Origin of the sequence: Thiolinea disciformis DSM 14473 (assembly GCF_000371925.1) — a bacterium.
GTDB classification, from domain to species: Bacteria; Pseudomonadota; Gammaproteobacteria; order Thiotrichales; family Thiotrichaceae; genus Thiolinea; species Thiolinea disciformis.
Map to the genome: position 1 here is coordinate 47,916 of NZ_AQVE01000022.1, position 24,924 is coordinate 72,839.

Below are 24,924 nucleotides of genomic sequence, written 5' to 3' on the forward strand. Positions count from 1 at the left end.
TAATAATAAGGTTGTTACATGACTGAGCAATGCGTACTGATTATTGATGATGAGCCTGATATTCGCGAGCTGCTGGAAATCACGCTATTACGCATGGGATTAAACACCTTGACTGCGGGTAATGTGGAAGAAGCGATTGAGCAAATCCGTGAGCATGAGCCGAATATGTGTTTGACGGATATGAAGCTACCGGATGGCAATGGCATTGATATTGTGCGCTTCCTGCAAAAAAATTATCCGCATATTCCGGTCGCGGTAATTACGGCTTATGGCAGCATGGACACCGCCGTGGAGGCACTTAAGGCGGGTGCTTATGATTTCGTGTCTAAGCCCGTCGACTTGCCGAAACTACGCGATTTAATTCAAACGGCCTTACAATTATCACAAGGTGAAAAAGACCCACGCGCCGCTCGCAGCGAACAGCAAAATAACGAGCGTATTCTCGGCAGCTCCCCTGCCATGCACACCCTAAAACAAACCATTGGTAAACTAGCCCGTAGCCAAGCGCCGATTTATATCCACGGTGAATCCGGTAGTGGTAAAGAATTAGTCGCGCACGAAATTCATCTGCAAAGTCCCCGTAACAAAGCACCTTTTATTCCAGTAAACTGTGGCGCAATTCCTGAAAATCTGATGGAAAGTGAGTTTTTCGGCCATAAAAAAGGTAGCTTTACCGGTGCTATTACGGATAAACAAGGCTTGTTCCAAGCAGCACATCGCGGCACTTTGTTCTTGGACGAAGTGGCTGACTTACCCTTAACCATGCAAGTCAAGCTTTTACGTGCGATTCAAGAGCGTGCCATTAAAACCGTGGGTGGCTTAGAAGAAACCCCAGTCGATGTACGCATTCTTAGCGCTACGCATAAAAGTTTGGAACATGAAGTCGCCGCAGGACGTTTCCGCCAAGACTTATACTATCGCTTGAATGTCATTAAGTTGAAAGTGCCACCGCTACGGGAACGCACGGAAGACATTCAGATGTTGGCTGACTTTTTCCTAAAGAAAATTGCGGAGCGCTGGCAAATTCCACCCATTCGTTTGTCACAAAAAGCCCGCGACGCACTCCAAGCTTATAATTTCCCAGGCAATGTCCGTGAGCTAGAAAATATTCTCGAACGTGCTAGCACTTTATGTGAAGAAAATACTATTCATGCAGAAGATTTACAGCTACCGCAAACTGGCCAACTAGACACCAGTCCCTCAGTCTCAGCGCCTAAGGCAACGCCTAATCCCACTAACGATTTCCACGAAGAACTCACGAAACCGTCCTTGTCTGTCCCACCCCCTAATACCAATTATCAAGCCATAGCTAGCGACAATAATGCATGGTCGCCCGACACGAATGAGGAAGAAGAGCGCAATATGATTCTTGAGGCGCTTGACCAAACCCGCTGGAATCGCACCAAAGCAGCGGAATTATTAGGCATGAGCTTTCGGCAACTGCGCTATCGAATTCAGAAATATGGATTGGATGATAGTTAAGCCATACTTAAGTGTGCGTCCAACTTTAAATAGCCCTACAATCATGGCTAACTAAGATTTCATAGCCAGAGGTAGCAACATGGGACAGGCACAACGTCAAGGTACTTGTCTTACCGCAGAGGAATACCTAGCGGGCGAACCTTTTGCTGAGACGAAGCATGAATATATAGACGGGGAAGTCTATGCCATGGTGGGCGTGTCTGATGCCCATGTGAAAGTCGCAGGCAATACTTATGCCCTCATTAAATCACACCTTCGCGGTTCTGGTTGCAGCACTTATATTGCCGACATGAAAGTGAGTGTTAATGCAGGGAAGGCGTTTTTCTACCCTGATGTGATGGTAACTTGTGATCCCAGTGACCAACAACCTGAACGCAACTACACCAAACAGTGTCCCAAACTGATTATTGAAGTTCTCTCGCCTTCTACCGAGAGCAAAGACCGAGGTAGTAAATTTCAATACTACCGCCAGCTGGCGAGTTTAGAAGATTATGTTTTAATCAATCCGAATGCTTATTATGTTGAGTTATTCCATCGCCACAATCAACATGAGTGGTTGCTCAGCAGCTATCAAGGCTCTGATGCAATACTTACGCTAACCAGCATCAAGCTCTCGATAAGCCTTAGCGATTTGTACGAAGATGTTCGTTTTGAACAATAGTGTCAGTCCTTCTGGCGTTGTCAGCTTTGTCCTGTCAAAATCTGACAGCATACTTAGTCAATATCGCTGAATTAATAAACCAAAGCGTCACTTTTGCCCACGAATTAATCATTTTTTATTAAAAATACCTTGGCACGCTAACTGCAATAGAGTCATTGTCCCAAAGGACGAAAAATTAAAAACAAAAAGCAAATTAATAATAAGGAATGATGACAATGAGTATGAAAGCTAAAGCACAAAAAGGTTTCACATTAATCGAATTAATGATCGTAGTAGCAATTATCGGTATTTTGGCTGCAATCGCTCTGCCTGCTTATCAAGACTATATGTCAAAAACGCAAGTTAATCGTGCTTATGCCGAATTATCAAACCTAAAGACGGCTGCTGAATTAGCACTTCAAGAAAATAAGACTGTAGCAACCGCAGCAGATGTAGGCTGGGCGGCACACGCCTCTAACTTAATGTCAGATGGCACTACTGACAGTGTTACCGCTGTAACCAGCAGTGTAGATAGTACAGCTACGATTACTGGTACTTTAGTTGGTAAGGTTTCCTCTGGTGTTATTAATTCAGTAATTACTCTTGCACGTACTGCTGATGGTCGTTGGACATGCACAATCAGCTCAACACCTACTGGTTGGAACGCAAGCTACATGCCAAGTGGTTGTAACTAATTGATCAATATTTAAGCTAGAGAACAGCTCCTCAAGAGGAGCTGTTCTCTCTTAACAACCATAAGTCATAATTTATGAGCAGCACTAATCAACATGGATTCACCCTGATAGAGTTAATGACAGTCATTACTATTGTTGCTGTTATAAGTGCTATTGCGCTACCTGTTTACCAAGACTACACCTCGAAATCGCAAATTTATTCAGCCTACCAGTCACTTTCAGCATTACGTACGCCTTTAGAACTTGCCATATTAGAAAGAAAGTCTATTAACTCAGCAGCTGATCTTGGCTGGAAAGACGATAGTTCAACTCTCCTGCAAGAAAACCCAATAATAATGGCCAACATAACCACTGGCGAAGCAAATATCACTGCTATTTTAAACAAAAGAGTTAATGCTGTAGCACTCAATGTTGAAATATCGCTTGCAAGACAAAGTAACGGGCTATGGACTTGTCTAGTTAAAAAATCACAAAGCTTAGGGTGGAAAAATGAATTTGTCCCTACAGCATGTTCTATAGTCCATCCATAAACCCCAAAAATTGACCACTCGCCTGTTCAGCTAGCAATTCGTTTTATCACGTATTATTCTTAGCTTAATTAAGCCATCTTATGACATAGAACAATAATACACTCATGGCCGCTCCGAACACGCAAATTCCGGGTTACATCAAACAACTGGTAACAGCTGGCATTATCGATATCGAAGTGGCCAAGCAGTCGGTTCGACGTGCGCATGAAGAAAAAGTCTCAGTATTAGAATGGTTTGTTAGTCATCAAATTGCCTCATCCCGCGATCTCGCCAAAGCGGTCAGTACCGAATATGGTTTAAGTACCGCTGACCTTCAAGCGCTCGACTTAAAACCACAAGTTCTGGATCTGATCAACGATGAGCAGAAACAGCGTTTGCAACTCCTGCCGATTCATCGCTTTGGGAATCATTTATTAGTCGCTGTTGCGGATCCGATTCATTTATCCAATCTAGACGATATCAAGTTTGCCACCAATTTACGCCCTGAAACCGTGGTGGTGGAATACGATAAACTGTATGCACAAATCCATGGTGGCTCGGGTTTTAGCAGCAGTGGTGGCGGAAGTTCCCAGTCCGGCATGGTTGTTTCTTCCGATGCCATTGTGCAAAACATGGCACTTGATACCAAGGATATTAAAAAGCGAGAAGACGATGGTGAGGAAATCGAGATTATTTCCTTTGTTGACAAGCTGCTAGCACATGCCATCCAATCCAAAGTTTCCGATATTCATATTGAACCTTATGAGAAAAACCTCCGCGTGCGTTATCGTGCCGATGGTATTTTGAAGGTTATTGCAACACCCCCGATTAGTATTGCTGGCCGTCTCACGTCACGACTCAAAGTGATGGCACGGATGGACATTTCCGAACGGCGTGTACCGCAGGATGGACGCATTCGCTTTCAAGTGAATGAAAAAAAGCATATCGACTTCCGTGTTAACACTTTGCCTACTTTGTATGGCGAAAAAGTGGTTATGCGTATTTTGGATTCGGAAAATGCTACGTTGGGGGTAGAAAAACTTGGTTTTGATCCCAAACAGAAGGCAGACTTTTTAAAGGCTCTTAGTAAGCCAGATGGCATGGTACTGGTTACAGGGCCGACCGGTAGTGGTAAAACAGTCACACTGTACACCGGCTTAGGCATGTTAAATACGCCTGAACGCAATATTTCTACAGCGGAAGATCCGGCGGAAATTAATATGCCTGGCGTTAATCAGGTTAACGTAAACCCTAAGGCAGGCTTAACCTTTGCCGAAGCCTTACGCTCTTTCCTACGTCAAGACCCAGACATTATCATGGTCGGTGAGATTCGCGACTTAGAAACCGCCGAAATTGCTATCAAAGCTGCACAAACCGGTCACTTAGTGTTATCCACCCTGCATACCAACAGTGCACCGGAAACCTTGACGCGCCTATTAAATATGGGTGTTCCTCCTTTCAATATTGCCTCCTCAATTCACCTGATCATTGCGCAACGCTTAGCACGCCGCTTATGTGAAAAATGTCGCAAACCCGCTGATATTCCTGAAGACGTGTTAAAAAGTATGGGCTTCACCCCAGAACATATCCATATCGCTAAAATTTATGAGCCAGTGGGCTGCCCAGCCTGTTCGCAAGGCTATAAAGGACGGGTGGGTATTTACCAAGTCATGCCTATCTCACCCGCTATGGGTCGTATGGTCATGGAAGGTGGTAACTCCATGGATTTGGCCGACCAAGCCCAAAAAGAAGGCATCTTTGATTTACGCCAATCAGCCATTATGAAAGTTTGCCAAGGCATTACCTCCCTATCTGAATTAGAACGCGTTACTAAAGATTAAAGTTCTATCATATTCATTCCGTTTATCCGACTTCCCAGCTTTTTAGTCTAAAAGACTGCTAAGATAGCCAGTATAAATTATAAAAATTTAGGCTCTATTAAGAATAATGGCTAAAATAAACTCCTCAGCTAATTTACCACCGAGCCATACCTTCGTTTGGGAAGGTGTGAATAAGAATGGCGTTAAGGTAAAGGGTGAAAGCCAAGCGTCTGATATTATGCGCTTACGTGCCTCTTTACGTAAGCAAGGTATTAACCCCGGCCGTGTTGTCAAAAAAGCCCGCCCCTTATTTAAACCCGCTATTAAACCCGCCGATATTGCCCACTTTGCGCGCCAAATGACGACCATGATGCGTTCTGGCGTGCCTATGGTACAGTCGTTACAAATGGTCGGTAATGGCGGTGGCAATGTCGCCATGAGTGATTTAATAAAAAAGGTTGTGGCAGAAATTGAAGCAGGTGCTAGCTTTGGTAGCGCTCTAGGTAAACATCCCAAATACTTTGATCGCTTATTTGTTAATCTCGTCAAGGCTGGTGAGCAAGCGGGTACCTTAGAGACTATGCTAGATAAAGTAGCCACCTATAAAGAAAAATCCGAAGCCCTGAAAGGTAAAATCAAAAAAGCGGTCATGTACCCTATCATTGTAGTAGTTGCCGCATTGGTCGTTTCGGCGATTATGTTGATTTTCGTTATCCCACAATTTAAAGATGTTTTCGCAGGGTTTGGCGCGGAACTGCCTGCTTTTACGCAGATGGTTATTAACTTATCCGAATGGCTACAAGCTTCATGGTGGCAACCACTCATGGGCATGACTGCGATTGGCTATAGCTTTATGTATGCCAAAAGAACGTCCAAAGCTTTTCACAACTTTGTCGATAGGGCGACTTTAAAACTTCCAGTGATTGGTAATATTTTAAACATGTCGGCTATTGCGCGTTTTTGTCGCACCTCCTCAACGATGTTTGCAGCTGGTGTACCCATTGTAGAAGCCATGGACTCAGTAGCTGGTAGTGCTGGTAATATTTTATACTATGATGCGATCATGCGTATCAAGCAAGATACATCACAAGGTTTACAACTGAATATGGCGATGCAAACCACACAAGTATTCCCCAATATGGTCTTACAAATGACCCGTATCGGTGAAGAGTCAGGACGTTTAGAGGAAATGCTGGGTAGAGCGGCTGATTATTATGAAGAACAGGTCGATGATTTAGTGGACTCTCTCTCTAAGCAAATTGAACCTTTAATTATGGCAGTGCTTGGGGTATTAGTGGGGGGCTTGGTTATTGCGATGTACCTGCCAATCTTTAAGATGGGCTCGGTTGTGTAATGATGGAAATTGTTAACTTACTAAGTACTAGCACGCTGTGGTTACTAGCCGTTGTGGGTTTATTCTCACTTTTAGTCGGTAGTTTTTTAAATGTTGTCATTCATCGCCTACCCATTATGATGGAGCGTGAATGGAAACAAGAATGTCTAGAGTTTTTAAGTGGTGACGATGCACCTGCTGTGCCTAGCGATAATAGCCGCTTTAATCTAGTCATCCCGCGCTCACAGTGTCCTCAGTGTGGTCACCAAATCACAGCTATAGAAAATATTCCTATTATTAGCTACTTGGTGTTAGGTGGAAAATGCTCTGGCTGTAAAACCCCTATCTCAGCCCAATATCCGCTAGTTGAACTAACGACAGCCTTATTATCCCTAATCGTGGCTTGGCGTTATGGTTTCACTCAAGAAACTCTGGTGTTGCTACCTTTTACATGGATTTTGGTTGCTCTTTTTATGATCGACGCAAAAACCATGCTCTTGCCTGATAGCCTAACCTATCCTTTATTATGGGCGGGTATTCTGGTTAATTTGAATAGCACTTTCGTTAGTTTAGAAAATAGTGTTATTGGCGCTGTAGCAGGCTATATGTCGCTTTGGAGTATTTACCAATTATTCAAGCTCATCACAGGTAAAGAAGGGATGGGCTTTGGTGATTTCAAATTATTAGCCGCTATTGGTGCTTGGGGTGGATGGCAAATCCTACCATTTGTTATTTTTGCCTCGTCTGCTTTTGGTGCTTTATTTGGTATCATGTGGATGCTAGTAAAAGGCCGTGAAAAAAGCCTACCCATGCCATTTGGCCCTTGGCTTGCCATGGGGGGCCTTGTTGCCTTAGTGTGGCATGATGCCATTCTGCGATTGAGTCAAACTTTTTTTATGCCGTCTTAAGCATGTACCAAATCGTTTTTTATGTTCCAGCAACACACCGCGAACAGGTTAAGCAAGCTATTTTCGCGACAGGCGCCGGACGCATTGGTCATTATGATCAATGCGCCTGGGAATGTTTAGGCACTGGGCAATTCCGAGCACTTGCGGGAAGCCAAGCTTTTATTGGTCAACTCAATCAAGTGGAACAAGTAGCCGAGTATCGTGTAGAACTTGTCTGCGCTGATTCTTATCTTAAAGCTGCTATTGAAGCCCTAAAACAAAGCCATCCTTATGAAGAACCCGCTTATCATGTTATACAACTTATAACTTAACGCTTAACTTCTAACCTTTAATAGATCCAGGTGCTGCATTAGGCATACCGCCATGAACACCTCCCGGATTGCCACCGTGGCCGCCTCCATGACCACCACCCGGATTACCACCGTGACCACCTCCATGTCCTCCGCCATAATGACCACCACCGTGGCCGCCATGATGTTTGCCGTTATTAGAATAATCACGACCTTCACCACCGCCCATCCAAAACTCAGGGGCAGGCTGATAGACCGTAAAAGAAGGTGCTGGCTGGCTCACTAAGACTGCAGGGCGAGTAACACGGCGTTTGATGACTGTTGTTACAATAGTCTTAGTGACGCGTGTAGTGCGCACACAAGAACCACGTTGATAACCACCACTTTGTGGTTTACCAATGATAACGGTTGCAGGGCCACTGACAGAAAATTGCTTTGCAGGCGGACATACAGGGCGCGGCGCAACGATACGCACAGCTTGTTGGCGTTGTTTTTGTAAAGCCGCCAATTTCTTGGCCGCCGCCGCTTTACGCATAGCTGCTAATTGACGTTGTTTTTGTAAAGCCAATTGTGCTGCAACAGCTTGACGTTGCGCTGCTAACTGACGCTGCTTTTGAATCGCCAATTGGTATTGAGCGGCAAGAGCACGTTGTTGAGCTGCACGTTGACGCTGTTGCTGTAAGGCTGCTTGTTGCTGAGCAGCGGCGGCTTGACGACGTGCGGCTAGTTGACGCTGCTTTTGAATCGCTAATTGTTGATAGTAAGCTTGTTTATTAGGGCGTGGTTTGAAGGTTTGAACGGTTCTAACACAAGGATTAGCTTGGACAACCGGTGCACAGTTACTATAACCCACATTTGTAACCACGGGGCGTTGTACTACAACCGGCTTTTGTACGATCACGCGACGCACCACTTGCGTTTGCGGCGTTGGACGGTAGACAGGTGCAGGACGATAAACAGGTGCGGGCTGATGTACTGCTGGTACAGCTTGTGAAATCACCGGTTGGAACGCAATACCCAATGAAATTTTGCCCTGACCACGACTATGGCTACCGTGACGCATCTGAGGTCTGCCATAAGGATTACCTGAGCCTGAGTATTCTTGGTAATTCGATTCGTTATCATAATTATAATTATAACCGCCTTGAGTAGGTTGTGGGCCTTCCATTTGCCCTGCCCAAGCAGGCGCTTGGGACGCGGCGGCCAATCCTAGGCCTACACCGATCATCACTTTTTTCATTGAATTTTCTCCATGAAAAGCTTCTTACCTGATAAACTGGGGTTCCCAAATTTTTCAGGATTGCCCAGTGATGAATCAGGAACGAACGACCCATTTTGGTTATCAGCAAGTTCCCGTTCAGGAAAAAGCTAGTCGAGTTGCCGAGGTATTTCACTCAGTAGCCGATAAGTACGATGTAATGAACGATGTAATGTCATTCGGCATTCACCGATTATGGAAGCGTTATACCATTGAGGCTGCAGGCGCAAAACGTGGACAGCAGATTCTTGATCTTGCTGGAGGGACAGGCGATTTAGCAGCTAAGTTTGCGCGTATTGTTGGCGTAAATGGTAAAGTAGTTCTTTCGGATATTAATGGCTCCATGCTTGAAAATGGACGTCGCCGTTTAACTGATGAAGGGATTGCTGGAAATGTAGAATATGTTCAAGCCAATGCCGAATGCCTACCTTTTGCCGATAATAGTTTTGATATCATTACGATGGCATTTGGCTTACGTAACGTAACCGATAAAGACTCTGCACTGCGCTCTATATTTCGTGTTTTAAAACCTGCTGGCCGCTTACTGGTATTAGAATTTTCCAAACCAGTGATTCCCGGCCTTGCACCCATTTACGATCAATACTCTTTTAAATTTCTCCCGCTCATGGGAAAGTTGATTGCGAATGATGCTGACAGTTATCGCTATTTGGCAGAATCAATTCGTATGCATCCTGATCAGGAAACCTTAAAGACCATGATGGAAACGGCTGGTTTTGAACGCGTGAGTTACGATAATTTAAGTGGCGGTATCGTGGCACTTCATAAAGGTTTTAAACTCTAGTAGCCCTGCTCTGCCAAACATTGAAGACACGCTCGCCTAATAATAGAGTGGCTAATGCGGCATACCACAAAGGTTCGCTAATATCAGCTTTGGCGTCTTTCATCCACCAAAAATGCAGCAGTGCTAATATAATAATCAGATAAATTAATTGGTGTAGTTTTTTCCACTTTGCACCAAGCCGCCGCATCATAGCGCGTGTTGAAGTGATTGCTAAAGGGAGCATGAATAAAAATGCTAGGAAGCCCATTAAAATAAATGGACGCTCCAGAATATCTTGAACGACCTCCTCCCAATCTAATGCTTGATCTAATACGGTATACAATAAAACATGCAGGCTTGCATAAAAGAATGAGAATAGGCCAAACATACGCCGCAATTTTAAAGCTTGCACCCACGCTAATCGACGTCTTAATGGTGAAATGGCTAAGGTAATTAGTAAAAAGCGCAAAGCCCAATCACCTGTATTACGAATCAGGCTTTCTACTGGATTCGCGCCTAAATTATCATGGATTAATCCCATTATTAATGCCAAAACAGGTAGTAAACTCACAGCAAATACTAAGGGCTTGATGAAGCGACTAAATGATTCATCTGAAATCAGCATTAGAAATTAACCCTTAAGTCCATGCCCTTATATAAACTAGCTACTTGCTCAGCATAGCCATTGAATGCTTGAGTATCGCGCTTAAAAAACTCCCCAAGACGCCGTTCTTTTTTCTGACTCCAACGTTTATGTGAAACGGCAGGATTCACATTTGCGTAAAAACCATACTCATCTGCAGCAACTTTTTGCCAAATCGTGCGCGGCGCTTGTTCAACAAAGCTAATCCGTACGATTGATTTAATACTTTTGAAGCCGTATTTCCATGGCACCACCAGACGTAGGGGCGCGCCATTTTGTTTCGGCAGATGCTTACCATACATGCCGGTGGCAATTAAGGTTAATGGATGCATGGCCTCATCCATTCTTAAACCCTCCACATAAGGCCAAGGCAATAGTTCATCCTTGAGTTGTGGCATTTGAGCAGGATCAGAAAGGGTTTCAAATCGGACAAATTTAGCCTTGGAGCTTGGTTCAAAACGCTTCAACAAGTTCGCTAATGGGAAGCCATTCCACGGAATCACCATTGACCAACCCTCCACACAGCGCAAACGATAAATACGCTCTTCAATAGTTTGTGGACCGAGTAAATCCTCAAGATTGTAAGTACCAGCTTTAGCGCAAGCCCCATCGACTGTCACAGACCAAGGTTTAATTTTTAGGCTTTGCGCAAACCGTTTAGGATCCGATTTACTGGAACCAAATTCATAAAAATTATTATAACTACTGGCATCGCTAAACGGCGTAATTTCATCATTGTTATCGTTGGAAAATAATCCAGCGCGGCTTGGTGAGCTAGTACTCAGCAACGTTGCCCCGCCTAGGAGCTTTAAAAACTCACGGCGCTTTTGATAAAGCGCATAGTCTGTCACATCATGATCGCGTAAATCGTTAGCCCGTTTAATCAACATGGTATTAGCCCTCTCAAGACTATAAGCCTAAAAATCTCATCCAATTTGTGAATCATGCCACAAGGCTGACTCAAACTAGCATTACGATAAGTTCATCTAAGATTGAGAAAATACCCCGTCAGTTCCGCGTAAAAACTTTTATAATATTGGATGTTTTGCATTATGGAGAGATTTATGAAATTGCCTGCTGTATTACTCTGGTCAGCTTTACTCACCGCCACTAGCCTTGGTTTGACGGCTTGTAAGGATGAAGCCACCGCTAATACCAGTGAAGTACCTGCGGTACAGTTGGTTGAATCCGACTCAGCTAACGCCGCAAAAACGCCAAGTACAGGTGAAGCTGCAACCGCCATTAGCGTAGAAAATGCGCGTATTCGCGTCACATCGGAGGGGCAAACCGTCACGGGGGCCTTTATGGTGCTAAAAAATGATAGTGACAAGCCGCAAAGTTTAGTCGCTGCCGAATCCGAAGTAGCGGGTGTAACCGAGTTACACGAATCCTCTATGCAAGACGGTGTGATGAAGATGCAAAAAATTGAGAAAATCGCTATTCCCGCGCACGGCAGTACTGAACTAAAGCCGGGTGGCTTTCATATTATGCTAATCAATCTCAAAGATGATTTGGCAGCCGACAGTACGCAAACCATTACACTAAAATTTGCGGATGGCAGTGAAAAAGCCGTCGAAGCGCCTGTCATGGACATGATGCAGTAACTGCCATGAAAAAGAATATTCTGATTGGCTTAGCGATGTTGGCGTTGTTTGCAGCAGGTTGGTTTACCGCTGCTAAAGTTAGCCAAAGTTTGCAAACTCCAGCGACACCAGACCTTAGCTCCTCCAGCTTGGGCGGTGAATTTAGCTTATACAATGGTGGAAAAACTTATAAGTTAAGCGATTTTAGTGGCAAATTAGTGGTGATGTATTTTGGTTATACCTCTTGCCCTGATGTTTGCCCAACTACCTTGGGTGTGATTAGTCTGGGCTTAAAAGCGCTTACACCTGAGCAAATGGCGCAAGTTCAACCTATTTTTATTAGTGTTGACTCAGACCGTGATTCCGTAGATGGCGAGAAACTCATGAAATACGCCCAACATTTTAATCCAAGCTTCATTGGTTTAAGTGGTACTAATGAGCAAGTCAGTGCCGTAACACGCCAATATGGTGCTTTTTACGCCAAAGTGAAAAGCAACTCAGCCTTAGGTTATTTAGTGGATCACACATCGCGTACCTATCTGATTGATAAGAAGGGCAAATTATTGAAAGTCATGCCACACGATATGACACCAGAGCAACTCACCGACGCCATTCAAGCAGCCCTATCAGGGGAATGACGATGCTACAAACCCTAATCTCTCAAGGCATAGAAAGCGCTTTTAATACTTGGCTGAGCTTAGATGCTAAAACCTATGGCACCGCACGAAGCCACTTAACGTCCTTACAAGGCAAATTAATTTGTCTAAAATTGCGCGAACCTAGCATTACATTGTATTTTCTACCCACTAATCAAGCAGTAACGGTCAGCACCCACTACGATGCTGAACCGGATGTCACGATTCATGGAAGCGTTCTAGCCCTACTACGCGTGATGCGCTCAACGGATGCTGGTCAGGCTATGTTAGCCAATCAAGTTCGTGTGGATGGCGATAGTGGTTTGGGTATGCGTTTTAGTGAAATTCTGCGCGAAGTCGATATTGATTGGGAAGAATTATTATCGCGCGCGGTGGGTGACTCTCTCGCCCATCAAGTCGGCAAGCAAGTACGCCAAACCCAGCACTGGCTCACCGATTCAGCCAACGCGATGCGCCTGAACCTGCAAGAATATTTACAGGAAGAAACCCGCATTACTCTGCCAGACGCCGAATTACGCCCCTTTTTAGAAGCAGTAGACCAGATACGCATGGCGGTTGATAGGCTCGAAGCACGGATTAGGCTGCTCGAAAAACCTTCGTCAGTAAACACTTAGCCAAGGATTTATCATGTCATTAAAAGATCAGTTACTTAAAGCAGGCTTGATTGATAAAGATAAAGCCGCTAAGGCCGAGCAAGAACTACGCAAAAAGGAGCATCAAAAAACCGCAAAAGCCCAAAAAACAGCGCAGCGTACTGGCGAGGTGCTAGTAGACGAGGCTAAAGTGCTGGCGGATAAAGCGCGCCAAGCCCAAGCTGAGCGCTCCCGTGAATTAAATCGCGTACAACGTGAGCAAGCCGAGCAACATGCGATTCAGGCGCAAATTCGCCAATTGATTGACATGAACAAAATCAATCGTGCTAAAGGTGAAATTTCTTATCAGTTTGCTGATGCTAATAAAATCAAAAACATTTATGTCACCGATACACTACAAGATCAATTAGCTCATGGCATGATTGCCTTGGTGCGTTTCGGCGAGACTTATGAATTAGTCCCTAAAGCAGTGGCGGAAAAAATCGCTCAACGCGATCCTAGTTGCGTCTTAGTACAAAATATTTCCAGCTCACCCACAACGCCGGAAGACGATCCTTATGCAGACTATAAAATCCCCGACGATCTTATGTGGTAAACTGCCGCGTTTTATGACTTTCTAGCCCTGCCCTATGAAATTCCTAACTCGAGCCATGCGCTTGTGGACGATTATCCGTGTCTTTATTCGCCACGGATTAGATGAGCTTTTATTCAATATTGCCTTTTTACGTCCCTTAGCCTTCGTTTATCGCTTATTACCTTGGAATTGGAAAACTCAAAACTATGGCCCGCGAGGTCAACGTTTGCGCGAAGCCTTAGAAGAGCTGGGCCCTATTTTCATCAAATTCGGACAAATGCTCTCAACGCGACGCGATTTATTGCCACCGGATATTGCCGTTGAATTTACCCGCTTACAAGATCGTGTTCCCCCGTTTTCCGGCGAACAATCGCGCCTTTTAGTTGAAAAAGCATTGGGCAAACCACTAAATGAAGTCTTTGAATATTTTGAAACTCAAGCTTTGGCCTCGGCTTCAGTAGCACAGGTTCATGCAGCACGCTTAAAAGATGGTAAAGAAGTCGTCGTTAAAGTATTGCGCCCTGAGATTGAAAAAACCATACGCCAAGATATTGAGCTTATGTATACCATCGCGCGTTTATTAGAACGTTATTGGAAAGAAGCGCGGCGTTTACATCCTATTGAAGTCGTCCACGAATACGAAAAAAATATTATTGAAGAATTAGATTTGGTGCGTGAAGCCGCTAATGCGAGCCAAACCAAACGTAATTTCGAAAATGATCCGCGCCTTTATATCCCCAGCGTTTATTGGAAATATACCCATACCAATGTCATGGTGATGGAACGTATTTATGGTATTCCTGTTGGCGATATAGCGAAACTACGTGAACTGAATGTCAACTTCCAACGCTTAGGGGAATTAGGCGTTGAAATCTTTTTCACCCAAGTGTTTAAACATAATTTTTTCCATGCCGATATGCATCCGGGAAATATTTTCGTCGACGCCACTGATCCCAAGAATCCACGCTATATGGCGGTGGACTACGGCATTGTGGGCTCTTTGTCGCCCGAGGATAAACGTTATTTAGCTGAAAATTTTTACGCTTTCTTCAATCGCGATTACAAGCGTGTAGCCGAATTGCATGTCGAATCTGGCTGGGTAGCCGCAGGGACACGCATTGATGAATTTGAATCAGCGATTCGCACCGTCTGCGAACCTATTTTTAACCTACCCTTGAAAGATATTTCGTTTGGCCTTTTCCTAATGCGTTTATTTCAGACGGCGCGTCGCTTCGAAATGGAAGTACAGCCACAATTGGTTTTATTGCAAAAAACCCTGTTGAATATTGAGGGCTTAGGTCGCCAACTCTATCCCGACTTAGATTTATGGGCGACGGCTAAACCTTTTTTACAACACTGGATGGATGAGCAAGTGGGCGTTCGGGCGTTATTAACTAATATTAAAGTCAATATTCCCAAAATGGTTGAAACCATGCCCTTTGTACCAAACCTTATTCACGATGTCTTAAAACAGGCCGATGAGCAACGCCTAAAACTTCATTGGGAATCGCAACAAATCGACCTACTGCGCCAAGAAATCCGCCAAGCGCAACGCCATACACGCTTTTCCATCGCTGGCGGCGCACTACTCATCACTGCTAGCTTTACCATTGCTTGGAGTGGCATGGGAATGTTCTGGCATATTTCTTTGCTAAGTTGGTTATTAGGGGGGGTGGGACTAGCCTTACTGACCTACAGCTTATTCAAGCGTGCCAATTAAGGTTAAGTCTAATGCCACGTAGAATCCTTCTATCACAAAAAAGACTCCAAGACCCTGAAATATTTCCCAAAATAGCGCGCTATAGCCTATAGTTTCAATCCATCATAAACCCAATACTCAAATGAAGACCCCACTATGATGCGCTTTATACTCACATCGCTGCTAGCTTTACTCAGCTTCCCTCTGATTGCAGCGGACACAACGCCACCGACCACGATACCTCCACCCAGCGCGCAGAACACGATTATTATTTTGGATGGCTCCAATAGCATGTGGGGGCAAATTGATGGCGTGAATAAAATTGTTACCGCGCGTGACAGTTTGCGCACCCTGATTGAGCATTCCAATCCTAATATCAAGTTTGGTTTATTGGTATATGGCAAAAAAGGCTGTAATGACGTCAAGATTAGCGTTGAACCGCAAAACTACGACAAAATTACTCTTCTCAAAGAAGTGTATCGCCTGAATCCTAATGGACGCTCCCCGATTGGAGCAGCCTTAGAAAAAGCTGCCTCCGTTTTACCTGAAGAAGGCGGACACATTTTATTAGTCAGTGATGGCCAAGAGAGTTGTGATGCCAATCCTTGCGAAATCGCGGCCAAACTCACCGCCCAGAAACCGCAATTGCGTATTGATGTGATGGGATTTCGTGAGGCCAAAGAAGCAGAATTGGAATGTATTGCAGAAAATGGACGTGGCGCTTTCGTCTATGCGCGTGATGCAGAACGCTTAAAAACCATGCTCGCGGGCGTCCAAAGTGGATTGCCTAATTCGAAAGCAGGCAGTGCTTCCAGTGTTATAGATCCAAATGTTCCTGGCCGAATTGAAATGTCGATTCAAGCCGACAGCCTAGGCGATCCATTGCGTGCGACTTACTCTATTTACACACCCAAAAATCAACATATTGCTACCTTTACAGGGCGCAATCAAGTCGTTGAATATTTGCGTCCCGGCAACTATCGCATCAAAGCCATCTGGCAAAATTACGAGCAATCCGAAAACATCACCATTAAAAAAGGTGAAACCACCAGCTATACCTTTAATGTAGGCGCAACGGGCCTCATTAGCGCCAAAGCTTTAGGTCAATCTGGGCAACCTTTACAAGCCAGTTATTCTATCTATTCATCCAGCGGCAAATTCATTAATAGCCAAGTCTTGCAGGAAGCTTATCAAGTACGTCTACCTGTGGGTAAATTTCGCTTGAAAGCAACAGTCAATAATAAAGAAAAGGAAGCAGAGTTGCAGGTTAGCGCCAATGGCGAAGTTAGCCATACCTTTGAATTCACTAATTAATAAGCTTATTGCTGAACTTGTCTCTTGCTCTAGGGTCAAAAAAAAAGGATAGTTCTGCCGGCAGGTAGCGTGTTCGAGCCGCTACCTGAACAACAATGGTGGAATCCACCCTAAATTAAATATCCGGAGTTTTTCTAATGATCAAAAAAAATACTTATCCAATAGCGGCTATCGTAGTTATATCTAGTTTATTAGCTGCTTGTACACCCCCAAACAACGAACAAGCTGGCTCCATGATGGGAGCAGTGATGGGTGGTGTTGCAGGCCATCAATTTGGTAAAGGCGACGGCAAAGTAGCTATGACTGTATTAGGCACGATGGTTGGTAGCTATCTAGGGGCACAATACGGCGCTATGTTTGACGCACAAGACCAACAATATTTAGGTAATTCCTTACAATCTGGCCGTCCGGTGAGCTGGCAAAACCCGAACACCGGTTACAGCTATACAGCAACACCAGGCCCAGCTCAACCGATGAATTATCAAGGCTATCAAACTGTTTGCCGTCCAGCGACTGTGACTGCCATGATTGATGGCCGTCCACAACAAGTACAAATGCGCGCCTGCCGTGGCCCTAATGGTCAATGGCAAGATGCAAGCTAATCGCATTCCGTAATAGGGCTAGCCGGAGCATCGTTGTTTTCCGGCTTACCTAAATCCTTTAGACTTTTCCATAAGTGCGCTGTACGTAGGCTTCGACCAATACCTGAAATTCGGTAGCGATATGATTGCCTTTTAGCGTTACAGTTTTTTCGCCATTTTCATACACTGGTGCAACAGGCACTTCTCCACTTCCGGGCAAGCTAATGCCAATATTAGCGTGTTTACTTTCACCAGGCCCATTTACTACACAGCCCATCACCGCCACAGACATCGCCTCTACACCTTGATATTGATCGCGCCAAATTGGCATTTGCTCACGCAACCAGTTTTGAATTTGCTCAGCTAAACGCTGGAAATAATCGCTGGAAGTACGCCCACAACCCGGGCAGGCAATGACTTGTGGGGTAAAGGAACGTAAACCTAAGGCTTGCAAAATTTCTTGAGCGACAATCACTTCTTTTTCACGTTTGGCATGTGGCTCAGGCGTCAATGAAATCCGGATGGTGTCACCGATCCCCTCTTGTAACAGGATGGATAAAGCCGCGGTCGAGTACACAATACCTTTGCTACCCATGCCTGCTTCGGTCAAGCCCAAGTGTAAAGGATAGTCACAACGCTTAGCCAGATCGCGATAAGCACGAACCAACCCTTGTACTTCACTTAACTTACAGGACAAAATAATCTGATCATGCGCTAAACCATATTCTTCGGCCTTGGCCGCACTACTTAAGGCCGATTCTAACAGTGCCTCGTGCATAACATCATAAAGTTCTAAAGGTTGGGCCAGCCGCGCATTTTCATCCAACTTACGGGCTAATAACTCCTGATCCAACGACCCCCAGTTCACTCCAATACGCACCGGTTTATGATAACGACACGCAAATTCAATCATCTGGGCGAATTGCTCATCGCGCTTTTTACCGCGCCCTACATTCCCCGGATTAATCCGATACTTAGCCAAGGCTTGTGCGCACTCCGGCACAGCGGCCAATAATTTGTGGCCATTAAAGTGAAAATCACCTATCAAAGGCACATGGCAGTCCATGTTATCCAAGCGCTCGCGAATCTCTGGCACGGCAGCGGCAGCTTCTTGCGTATTGACGGTTATACGTACCAACTCTGAACCCGCACGTGCTAATTCAGCACATTGAGCAGCAGTACGTATCGCATCCGCTGTATCGGTATTGGTCATGGATTGCACCACCATTGGTGCATTGCCACCCACGGTCACAGAACCAATGCGCACGGCGACTGTGCGATGACGTTGGGGTAATGCTTGGCTAGACATAGAACCTTCTACAAATTTTCAAAAGCCTAGCATAAACAATTCATCGTCAATTCGCAGCCATTGAGTCGAGTGCCCTTGCTGAACATTGACTTACCGGAGGTGAAGGTTCTATTATTTCCCCAACTAAAGATAGACTTTAGTATTCATTTCGGTAAGGAGTTTACTGAATCATGTCCAGCTCTGATGCTTCAAGTCCTGATCAAACCTTTGATTTTTTAGTATTTATTGGGCGTTTTCAGCCCTTTCATCTCGGTCACCAAGCGGTTATTCAGCAAGCGCTTCAGCAAGCTAACCATGTTATTGTTTTGATCGGCTCCAGCCATCAACCACGCACCATTCGTAATCCTTGGCATTTCGCGGAACGCGAACAGCAAGTTTTGCAATCGTTTAATGAGGCAGAGCGCAAACGCATTACTACCCTCCCCCTGATAGACGAACTTTATAATGATCGTAATTGGGTAACGCGGGTACAACAAAGTGTAAATGGTGTAGTGAGTAGCTATCCTCCACCGATTGGGCGCGAAACACCGCGTGTCGGTTTAATTGGTTATGCCAAAGATCATACCTCCTATTATCTTTCCTTATTTCCACAATGGGAGTCAGTGACTGCGCCTGAGGTAAAAGGCTTATCCTCTACCCCTTTGCGTACTGCCTATTTTTTGGAAGGCCAATTACCCACTGAGGATGTGCCACACGCGGTTTTACACTTACTCAAGACGTTTCAAACTACCCAAGATTACCGTGAAGTAGTGGCAGAATGGCAATTCATTAAGGATTATCAGAGTGGTTGGGCAGGTGCGCCCTACCCGCCAACCTTTGTCACGGTGGATGCCGTGGTGGTGCAATCCGGTCATGTTTTATTGGTGGAACGACGTGCCCGCCCTGGTATTGGTCAATTAGCGCTCCCCGGTGGCTTTTTAAATAGCCAAGAAAAGTTGCGTGATGCGGTGATTCGCGAATTACGTGAAGAAACGCGTATTAAAGTACCCGCACCAGTGTTGGCAGGCTCTATTACACGTGCGGAAGTATTTGACTCGCCCTACCGTTCATCGCGTGGCCGCACGATTACGCACGGCTATTTGATTGAACTCAAGCCGGACGCGAATGGCTTACCGAAAGTCAAGGGTGGCGATGATGCGCGCTGTGCCTTCTGGCTGCCCTTGAGCGAGTTAAACCCTGAGCTAATGTTTGAAGACCATTTTCATATTATTAAAAGCCTGATTGGCTAAACCACTACGCTAGCGGATAGACTGCTAGTTACTATTATCGAACACAGGAGGATTTCCATGTTCACCGCCATTTTTAATAATTTAATTCTCAACACCGACAGTTATAAAGCTAGCCATTTTTTACAGTACCCACCCAATAGTGAAATTGTCTCATCCTATATTGAGGCCCGTAAAAACCCACAATTTGATCAAGTGTTGTTCTTTGGTTTACAAGCTTTTATCAAAGAATATTTGCTACGCCCGATTACGCGTGAACAAATTGATGAGGCAGAAGCGATTTTTCTAGCGCATGGCGAGCCTTTTAATCGGGCTGGCTGGGAATGGATTCTGGAAGAACATTTAGGTTTCTTACCCGTCACGATTAGCGCTCTCCCCGAGGGAGTCATCGTCCCCACCGGAACCGCCTTGGTACAAATTCATAATGCCGATCCTCATACTTATTGGCTGCCCTCCTATTTGGAAACCGCCTTATTGCGCGCGGTCTGGTACCCCAGTACGGTGGCGACGATCTCGTGGAAGGCCAAGCAAATTATTCAGGCTTATTTAGAAAAAACCTGTGACGATCCTGCCAGCCAATTAGCTTTTAAATTACACGACTTTGGAGCACGTGGCGTTTCTTCCCAAGAAACCGCTGCCTTAGGTGGCATGGCACATTTAGTCAATTTCATGGGTACGGACACAGTAGCCGCTCTCCTCGCCGCAAAGCGTTATTACGGCGCAGCAATGGCCGCGTATTCAATCCCTGCGGCTGAACACTCCACCATTACCTCGTGGGGACGAGCGCGCGAAGTGGATGCTTATGCCAATATGCTCAAGCAATTTGCCAAACCCAACAAGGTGCTGGCCGTGGTATCAGACTCTTATGACATCTATCGTGCGGTATCAGAATTATGGGGCGAGCAATTACGCCAACAAGTGATTGATAGCGGTGCAACGGTGGTGATTCGTCCTGATTCGGGTGATCCCAAAACGGTTGTAGTAGAAGTCTTGGAGCGCTTATATGCCCAATTCGGCGGACGACTCAATCAAAAAGGCTATAAAGTCTTAGCTGATTGTGTACGCGTGATTCAAGGAGACGGTGTCAATCTTGATTCGATGGGCATCATTCTTGAGCATATTAAACAGCACGGTTTTTCTACTGAAAACGTGGCTTTTGGTATGGGTGCAGGCTTATTGCAGAAAGTGAATCGCGATACCTTAAATTTTGCGATGAAAGCGTCAGCGATTCGTATTAGCAATCAATGGCAAGATGTGTATAAGCAACCCATTACTGATCCGGGCAAAAACTCACGTCGTGGACGCTTAGCCGTCATTCATGATGAAAATGGCTGGCAAACTATACCGATTGAGCAATTAGGCCAAGCCCACAATCAATTACGCCATGTTTTCCGTGATGGAAAATTATTGGTTGATGACGATTTTGAAACCGTGCGTGCGCGTACTCGGCCATAAGGATTATCCATCATCCGCATCCTTGTTATTAGCACTTTGCGAAGGCTCCTTCTATACTGAGCCTTAATGAAAAAATAACCTTGAGGAATTCAACATGCTAGTGACCACCACTCCCAATATCGAAGGCAAAACCATTGCGCAATATTATGGCGTTGTAACCGGCGAAGCGATTTTAGGTGCGAATATCTTCAAAGACTTTTTCGCGGGCATTCGGGACATTGTCGGTGGCCGATCCGCTTCCTATGAACGCGAATTAGCCAAAGCACGTGAAATTGCCTTAGCCGAAATGCAGGATCGTGCCCGCGAAATGGGGGCAAATGCGATTATTGGTGTGGACTTGGATTATGAGAATGTCTCGCTAGGTAGTGGTGGTGGTATGTTGATGGTCAGTGCGAGTGGCACGGCGGTCAAAATTGTTTAAACCCTTCACGCTGCAAGGTAGTCGTTGCGCTTCCTTGTAGCAAATCACCCCGCACGAAACTAGCATCCTTGTGTTATTCATCGCTCAGATCCTAGTGGGTTTAAGCATTTTATTGCACCCACAACACTGGCCTCACGTATTGCTTAGCTTGCCCCTGTTGTGAAATACCCTATCCCTAGCCTAGTCCCCACGTTTCGCTATACTAGATGCATTACAATGACCGAAATCTCCCTATGCGCTTATTAGTCGTTGAAGATGATGAAATGATTGGTGAAAACCTTGAAGAAAGTTTGCGCCAAGAAAAATATGCAGTGGATTGGGTGCAAGATGGGCAGGCCGCTAGTCTAGCACTTGCCAATGGCGTCTATGATCTGGTGTTATTGGACTTAAGTCTGCCACGCAAGTCGGGTCTAGCGGTACTAACGGATTACCGGAGACAGGGCGGTAATGCTTCGGTATTAGTGCTCACGGCACGTGATACCTCCTACGACAAAATTAAAGGTTTAGACAGTGGTGCGGATGATTATCTGATCAAACCCTTCGATTTAGATGAATTATTAGCTCGCATCCGTGCCCTGTTACGCCGTAAAACCCAACATCAACAAATTGAGTGGAGTAGCGCGGGTTTAGTATTAAATACCGCCACCCGTGAAGCCCATTATCACCATCAAGCCTTACATCTTTCCGCCCGTGAATTTAACCTTTTATTAGCCCTATTAGAAAATCCGGGCAAAGTGGTGTCACGCGCAACCTTAGAAGAAAAACTATATGGATGGGGTGATGAAATAGAAAGTAATACAGTTGAGGTTTATATTCATATGCTTCGCAAAAAACTCGGCAATGATTATATTAAAAATGTGCGTGGCGTGGGTTATAAAGTAGCCACTGATGATTAAACCCCTATCACTCCCGAATAGCTTACAGAAAAAAATATTATTTTGGCTAGCCATCAATATTACTATTGCCCTAAGCTTTGTTGGGTGTGCCATTTATTATATAGCACTCTCTCAAGCGAATGAATTATCAGACTATCATCTAACGCAATCTGCCTATTTATTGGCAGATAACTTATCGGAGATCGAAATTGACAATAGTCCTACGACTGATACAGACTCCCTTATTGATAGCCAGTTACAAGCTGATCTGGAGGCTGATAAATTAAATGATCAAATGATTGGTCAAGCATGGGATAAAGATAGAAATCTTATTTACAACTCCAGTGCAGAAATTGAATTAACGCTTTACAAGGATTCTGGCTTAAAAACAATCACCTACAATAATGAACAATGGAGAGTTTTCAATGAAAATCGAAAAAACATCTCTGTACAAATAGCGCAACCATTGAAAGTCAGGAATAAAAAGGCATTTAATTTAGCGATTAATCTAGTTATTCCTTTTTTGGCATTATTCCCCATTATGCTGATTACCAGTCACTTTATTGTTAAAGCAAATCTAAAACCCTTACATGCAATTGCAAATACCTTGGACAATAGTGACTTTAGCAAGCTCCAGCCACTAGCCTCTAATTACTGTACTGTCCAAGAACTACATCCTATTTATAGAGCTATTAATGAACTTTTAGCGAGACTAGGTGATTCTATTAATAAACAACAAGCCTTAATTGCTGATGCAGCTCATGAATTACGTTCACCACTGACTGCACTTAAATTACAAGTTCAATTGATGGAGAGAAGCAAAGATGCACAACCCATTAAAAATCAACTTACTAAACTGAATGAGCGTATTAACCGCACCTCCCATCTTATTGAGCAATTGCTCACACTGGCTTATCAAGAACTTACTAATTTAAATGCTGAGCCACTTACTGCCATTGATATTAATAGTTTAATTGATAAGATATTAGAAGAATACGAGCCAACACTTATCACACAACAGCTTACTATTCATAAACCCTTGCCTACCACACCTGTCTATTTAGTTGGCCGTGAAAAAGATTTTTATATTTTATTTAAAAATCTTATTGTAAATGCTATTAAATACACACCTAAACAGGGTTCTATTACTCTGCAGCTCCAACAAACCACGAACAGCGTCATATTCAATTTAATAGATACAGGTAAAGGTATCGCAGCGACAGAACGTGAGCGTGTCTTTGATCGTTTCTATCGCTGTGCTGGAGATAACACGACTGGCTCTGGTCTCGGATTAGCCATCATTAAAAAAATTCTTGAATTTTATCAAGCCTCTATTGAGTTAATGGACAACCCCAACACTCAAGGCTTGTGGGTCAAAGTGTGCTTTCCAAACATTAACCAAAATTAATTATTTTGCTGAAAATTTTTTAAGTTAGTTTTAACTTTTCCGTTCTTACACTATGCACATTCCCTAGCGGATGATGTCCAACGATAAATCCAACTTCGTATTTATCTTAGTAGCAATTGAATATAGGAACTGACAAGATGAAAAAGTTATTACCTGTTTTAGCATTGATCTCTTTATTTTCAGTTGGTTTGGCACAAGCAGAGAATATGCCTAAAACAACTAATGCCACTGAAACTAAAATGGTTACTACTGAAACCACAACCGCCACTACAAATGCATCTACACCAACTACTAAAGTAGCTGTTAAAAAGGTAAAGCACCATAAAAAGGCTAAATCACACAAAAAAATGAAGGCGCATAAAAAAGCTCAGAAAAAAACTACTACCACTACTACAGCAAGCACTGAGAAAAAATCTTAAATATTAGCGGGGTTGGTAGTTAGATTAGCTACCACCCCTTTTGAAAAAATACTGCCAAGTAAACTCACCTAGATAATACAATAGACCCATCATTGAAATTGCTTCAAGTTCCTCGTGTCATTGCCTTTGAAGTCTCCCTTTTTAACTGAACACCAGCAACGGCACACATTCCCCACACTGGTATGAGCGTTAAAAATAAAAGGGTCGTGATTTAAGGGAGTTGAAAACGCTTTGATGGAGCTTTATCGTTAAAGGCATTTGATCTGAGGAAGAGGTGTGTATGGCCACCGTACCAGTCGACTGCCGCTACTGTCAAAGTGCATCGATTTACAAACACGGCTATGCGCGTAGTGGTGAACCGCGTTACCGCTGCCGTGATTGCCAACGTAGTTTTCAACTTTACTATCATAATGTGGGCAACCGCGACGGTATTCCCGAAAAAATTGTTGAGA

The 24,924-nt window shown here is 44.4% G+C and carries 27 protein-coding genes; 23 read left to right on the plus strand and 4 right to left on the minus strand.

The features are described 5' to 3' along the window. The first annotated feature begins 18 nt into the window (after positions 1–18). The 8 genes from A3IE_RS0115010 (at position 19) to A3IE_RS0115045 (ending at position 7,698) form a co-directional block, all read left to right on the plus strand. The gene (locus tag A3IE_RS0115010; RefSeq protein WP_020396446.1) at positions 19–1,482 is read left to right on the plus strand and encodes a sigma-54-dependent transcriptional regulator; all 1,464 of its coding nucleotides are present in this window, start codon (positions 19–21) and stop codon (positions 1,480–1,482) included. A gap of 79 nt (positions 1,483–1,561) precedes the next feature. Further along, on the plus strand, positions 1,562–2,143 hold the full coding sequence (locus tag A3IE_RS0115015; RefSeq protein ID WP_020396447.1) for a Uma2 family endonuclease: 582 nt from the start codon (positions 1,562–1,564) through the stop codon (positions 2,141–2,143). 215 nt (positions 2,144–2,358) lie between these two features. After that, positions 2,359–2,817 (plus strand): pilin, encoded by a 459-nt coding sequence (locus tag A3IE_RS0115020; protein WP_020396448.1) that lies wholly within the window; start codon positions 2,359–2,361, stop codon positions 2,815–2,817. Positions 2,818–2,891: 74 nt separating this feature from the next. Continuing rightward, positions 2,892–3,347: a pilin gene (locus A3IE_RS0115025; RefSeq protein ID WP_020396449.1), complete on the plus strand. Its 456-nt coding sequence runs from the start codon at positions 2,892–2,894 to the stop codon at positions 3,345–3,347. A 104-nt stretch (positions 3,348–3,451) separates the two neighbouring features. Then, a complete protein-coding gene (pilB, locus tag A3IE_RS0115030; protein ID WP_020396450.1) occupies positions 3,452–5,167 on the plus strand; it encodes a type IV-A pilus assembly ATPase PilB in 1,716 nt (571 codons plus the stop codon). Positions 5,168–5,273: 106 nt separating this feature from the next. Further along, positions 5,274–6,500, plus strand: a complete 1,227-nt coding sequence (locus A3IE_RS0115035; RefSeq protein WP_020396451.1) for a type II secretion system F family protein — start codon at positions 5,274–5,276, stop codon at positions 6,498–6,500. A gap of 2 nt (positions 6,501–6,502) precedes the next feature. Next, the gene (locus A3IE_RS0115040; protein WP_110721523.1) at positions 6,503–7,387 is read left to right on the plus strand and encodes a prepilin peptidase; all 885 of its coding nucleotides are present in this window, start codon (positions 6,503–6,505) and stop codon (positions 7,385–7,387) included. Between the two features lie 2 nt (positions 7,388–7,389). Beyond that, positions 7,390–7,698 carry a YqfO family protein gene (locus tag A3IE_RS0115045; RefSeq protein WP_020396453.1) on the plus strand — a complete coding sequence of 103 codons (309 nt, stop codon included), beginning with the start codon at positions 7,390–7,392 and terminating at the stop codon, positions 7,696–7,698. A gap of 10 nt (positions 7,699–7,708) precedes the next feature. On the opposite strand, the gene A3IE_RS0115050 is transcribed toward A3IE_RS0115045, so the two are convergent. Next, positions 7,709–8,917: a hypothetical protein gene (locus A3IE_RS0115050; RefSeq protein ID WP_020396454.1), complete on the minus strand. Its 1,209-nt coding sequence runs from the start codon at positions 8,915–8,917 to the stop codon at positions 7,709–7,711. Positions 8,918–8,984: 67 nt separating this feature from the next. On the opposite strand from A3IE_RS0115050, the gene ubiE reads away from it, so the two are divergent. Further along, on the plus strand, positions 8,985–9,737 hold the full coding sequence (ubiE, locus tag A3IE_RS0115055; RefSeq protein ID WP_342661882.1) for a bifunctional demethylmenaquinone methyltransferase/2-methoxy-6-polyprenyl-1,4-benzoquinol methylase UbiE: 753 nt from the start codon (positions 8,985–8,987) through the stop codon (positions 9,735–9,737). On the opposite strand, the gene A3IE_RS0115060 is transcribed toward ubiE, so the two are convergent. Next, complete coding sequence (locus tag A3IE_RS0115060) at positions 9,727–10,341, minus strand: protein-methionine-sulfoxide reductase heme-binding subunit MsrQ (RefSeq protein ID WP_020396456.1); 615 nt, start codon at positions 10,339–10,341, stop codon at positions 9,727–9,729. The genes ubiE and A3IE_RS0115060 overlap by 11 nt on opposite strands. Beyond that, entirely contained in the window at positions 10,341–11,249 is a 909-nt protein-coding gene (gene msrP, locus A3IE_RS0115065; protein WP_020396457.1) for a protein-methionine-sulfoxide reductase catalytic subunit MsrP, read from the minus strand. Before msrP ends, A3IE_RS0115060 begins: the two co-directional genes overlap by 1 nt. Before the next feature lie 174 nt (positions 11,250–11,423). Here msrP and A3IE_RS20895 point away from each other — a divergent pair, with 174 nt between their 5' ends. The 7 genes from A3IE_RS20895 (at position 11,424) to A3IE_RS0115100 (ending at position 17,380) form a co-directional block, all read left to right on the plus strand. Further along, positions 11,424–11,963, plus strand: a complete 540-nt coding sequence (locus A3IE_RS20895; RefSeq protein WP_020396458.1) for a copper chaperone PCu(A)C — start codon at positions 11,424–11,426, stop codon at positions 11,961–11,963. A 5-nt stretch (positions 11,964–11,968) separates the two neighbouring features. Then, positions 11,969–12,580 (plus strand): SCO family protein, encoded by a 612-nt coding sequence (locus A3IE_RS0115075; RefSeq protein WP_020396459.1) that lies wholly within the window; start codon positions 11,969–11,971, stop codon positions 12,578–12,580. A gap of 2 nt (positions 12,581–12,582) precedes the next feature. Beyond that, positions 12,583–13,212: a ubiquinone biosynthesis accessory factor UbiJ gene (locus A3IE_RS0115080; protein WP_110721525.1), complete on the plus strand. Its 630-nt coding sequence runs from the start codon at positions 12,583–12,585 to the stop codon at positions 13,210–13,212. Positions 13,213–13,225: 13 nt separating this feature from the next. Beyond that, positions 13,226–13,786, plus strand: a complete 561-nt coding sequence (locus A3IE_RS0115085) for a DUF2058 domain-containing protein (protein WP_020396461.1) — start codon at positions 13,226–13,228, stop codon at positions 13,784–13,786. A 34-nt stretch (positions 13,787–13,820) separates the two neighbouring features. Then, on the plus strand, positions 13,821–15,485 hold the full coding sequence (ubiB, locus tag A3IE_RS0115090) for a ubiquinone biosynthesis regulatory protein kinase UbiB (protein WP_026154970.1): 1,665 nt from the start codon (positions 13,821–13,823) through the stop codon (positions 15,483–15,485). Positions 15,486–15,620: 135 nt separating this feature from the next. After that, positions 15,621–16,778 carry a vWA domain-containing protein gene (locus A3IE_RS0115095; protein ID WP_020396463.1) on the plus strand — a complete coding sequence of 386 codons (1,158 nt, stop codon included), beginning with the start codon at positions 15,621–15,623 and terminating at the stop codon, positions 16,776–16,778. Between the two features lie 137 nt (positions 16,779–16,915). Next, positions 16,916–17,380 carry a glycine zipper 2TM domain-containing protein gene (locus tag A3IE_RS0115100; RefSeq protein WP_020396464.1) on the plus strand — a complete coding sequence of 155 codons (465 nt, stop codon included), beginning with the start codon at positions 16,916–16,918 and terminating at the stop codon, positions 17,378–17,380. A gap of 58 nt (positions 17,381–17,438) precedes the next feature. Here the strand turns inward: A3IE_RS0115100 and ispG are convergent, their stop codons facing one another. Then, positions 17,439–18,668, minus strand: coding sequence for a flavodoxin-dependent (E)-4-hydroxy-3-methylbut-2-enyl-diphosphate synthase (gene ispG / locus A3IE_RS0115105; protein WP_020396465.1), 1,230 nt, complete (start codon positions 18,666–18,668; stop codon positions 17,439–17,441). A 170-nt stretch (positions 18,669–18,838) separates the two neighbouring features. Here ispG and A3IE_RS0115110 point away from each other — a divergent pair, with 170 nt between their 5' ends. From A3IE_RS0115110 to A3IE_RS23450, 7 genes are all read left to right on the plus strand, one after another. Continuing rightward, complete coding sequence (locus A3IE_RS0115110; protein ID WP_020396466.1) at positions 18,839–19,897, plus strand: bifunctional nicotinamide-nucleotide adenylyltransferase/Nudix hydroxylase; 1,059 nt, start codon at positions 18,839–18,841, stop codon at positions 19,895–19,897. Between the two features lie 57 nt (positions 19,898–19,954). Continuing rightward, the gene (locus tag A3IE_RS0115115) at positions 19,955–21,349 is read left to right on the plus strand and encodes a nicotinate phosphoribosyltransferase (protein WP_020396467.1); all 1,395 of its coding nucleotides are present in this window, start codon (positions 19,955–19,957) and stop codon (positions 21,347–21,349) included. 94 nt (positions 21,350–21,443) lie between these two features. Continuing rightward, a complete protein-coding gene (locus tag A3IE_RS0115120; RefSeq protein WP_020396468.1) occupies positions 21,444–21,770 on the plus strand; it encodes a heavy metal-binding domain-containing protein in 327 nt (108 codons plus the stop codon). A gap of 233 nt (positions 21,771–22,003) precedes the next feature. Continuing rightward, positions 22,004–22,666, plus strand: coding sequence for a response regulator transcription factor (locus tag A3IE_RS0115125; protein WP_020396469.1), 663 nt, complete (start codon positions 22,004–22,006; stop codon positions 22,664–22,666). Further along, the gene (locus tag A3IE_RS0115130) at positions 22,659–24,053 is read left to right on the plus strand and encodes a sensor histidine kinase (protein WP_020396470.1); all 1,395 of its coding nucleotides are present in this window, start codon (positions 22,659–22,661) and stop codon (positions 24,051–24,053) included. Before A3IE_RS0115125 ends, A3IE_RS0115130 begins: the two co-directional genes overlap by 8 nt. A 137-nt stretch (positions 24,054–24,190) precedes the next feature. Beyond that, a complete protein-coding gene (locus A3IE_RS0115135) occupies positions 24,191–24,472 on the plus strand; it encodes a hypothetical protein (protein ID WP_020396471.1) in 282 nt (93 codons plus the stop codon). A gap of 280 nt (positions 24,473–24,752) precedes the next feature. Beyond that, a partial coding sequence (locus tag A3IE_RS23450; protein WP_020396472.1) for an IS1/IS1595 family N-terminal zinc-binding domain-containing protein occupies positions 24,753–24,924 on the plus strand: 172 nt, incomplete at its 3' end.

Excerpts from the sequence above, each read along its gene's own strand:
- A3IE_RS0115130 (WP_020396470.1), top strand. The coding sequence starts at position 22,659 with ATGATTAAACCCCTATCACTCCCGAATAGCTTACAGAAAAAAATATTA.
- A3IE_RS20895 (WP_020396458.1), top strand. The coding sequence starts at position 11,424 with ATGAAATTGCCTGCTGTATTACTCTGGTCAGCTTTACTCACCGCCACT.
- A3IE_RS0115135 (WP_020396471.1), top strand. The coding sequence starts at position 24,191 with ATGAAAAAGTTATTACCTGTTTTAGCATTGATCTCTTTATTTTCAGTT.
- A3IE_RS0115045 (WP_020396453.1), top strand. The coding sequence starts at position 7,390 with ATGTACCAAATCGTTTTTTATGTTCCAGCAACACACCGCGAACAGGTT.
- A3IE_RS0115085 (WP_020396461.1), top strand. The coding sequence starts at position 13,226 with ATGTCATTAAAAGATCAGTTACTTAAAGCAGGCTTGATTGATAAAGAT.
- A3IE_RS0115120 (WP_020396468.1), top strand. The coding sequence starts at position 21,444 with ATGCTAGTGACCACCACTCCCAATATCGAAGGCAAAACCATTGCGCAA.
- A3IE_RS0115075 (WP_020396459.1), top strand. The coding sequence starts at position 11,969 with ATGAAAAAGAATATTCTGATTGGCTTAGCGATGTTGGCGTTGTTTGCA.
- A3IE_RS0115015 (WP_020396447.1), top strand. The coding sequence starts at position 1,562 with ATGGGACAGGCACAACGTCAAGGTACTTGTCTTACCGCAGAGGAATAC.
- A3IE_RS0115035 (WP_020396451.1), top strand. The coding sequence starts at position 5,274 with ATGGCTAAAATAAACTCCTCAGCTAATTTACCACCGAGCCATACCTTC.
- A3IE_RS0115050 (WP_020396454.1), bottom strand. The coding sequence starts at position 8,917 with ATGAAAAAAGTGATGATCGGTGTAGGCCTAGGATTGGCCGCCGCGTCC.
- A3IE_RS0115020 (WP_020396448.1), top strand. The coding sequence starts at position 2,359 with ATGAGTATGAAAGCTAAAGCACAAAAAGGTTTCACATTAATCGAATTA.
- A3IE_RS0115125 (WP_020396469.1), top strand. The coding sequence starts at position 22,004 with ATGCGCTTATTAGTCGTTGAAGATGATGAAATGATTGGTGAAAACCTT.
- A3IE_RS0115040 (WP_110721523.1), top strand. The coding sequence starts at position 6,503 with ATGGAAATTGTTAACTTACTAAGTACTAGCACGCTGTGGTTACTAGCC.
- A3IE_RS0115110 (WP_020396466.1), top strand. The coding sequence starts at position 18,839 with ATGTCCAGCTCTGATGCTTCAAGTCCTGATCAAACCTTTGATTTTTTA.
- ispG (WP_020396465.1), bottom strand. The coding sequence starts at position 18,668 with ATGTCTAGCCAAGCATTACCCCAACGTCATCGCACAGTCGCCGTGCGC.
- A3IE_RS0115080 (WP_110721525.1), top strand. The coding sequence starts at position 12,583 with ATGCTACAAACCCTAATCTCTCAAGGCATAGAAAGCGCTTTTAATACT.
- A3IE_RS0115025 (WP_020396449.1), top strand. The coding sequence starts at position 2,892 with ATGAGCAGCACTAATCAACATGGATTCACCCTGATAGAGTTAATGACA.
- msrP (WP_020396457.1), bottom strand. The coding sequence starts at position 11,249 with ATGTTGATTAAACGGGCTAACGATTTACGCGATCATGATGTGACAGAC.
- A3IE_RS0115060 (WP_020396456.1), bottom strand. The coding sequence starts at position 10,341 with ATGCTGATTTCAGATGAATCATTTAGTCGCTTCATCAAGCCCTTAGTA.
- ubiB (WP_026154970.1), top strand. The coding sequence starts at position 13,821 with ATGAAATTCCTAACTCGAGCCATGCGCTTGTGGACGATTATCCGTGTC.
- A3IE_RS0115115 (WP_020396467.1), top strand. The coding sequence starts at position 19,955 with ATGTTCACCGCCATTTTTAATAATTTAATTCTCAACACCGACAGTTAT.
- A3IE_RS0115100 (WP_020396464.1), top strand. The coding sequence starts at position 16,916 with ATGATCAAAAAAAATACTTATCCAATAGCGGCTATCGTAGTTATATCT.
- A3IE_RS0115095 (WP_020396463.1), top strand. The coding sequence starts at position 15,621 with ATGATGCGCTTTATACTCACATCGCTGCTAGCTTTACTCAGCTTCCCT.
- A3IE_RS0115010 (WP_020396446.1), top strand. The coding sequence starts at position 19 with ATGACTGAGCAATGCGTACTGATTATTGATGATGAGCCTGATATTCGC.
- pilB (WP_020396450.1), top strand. The coding sequence starts at position 3,452 with ATGGCCGCTCCGAACACGCAAATTCCGGGTTACATCAAACAACTGGTA.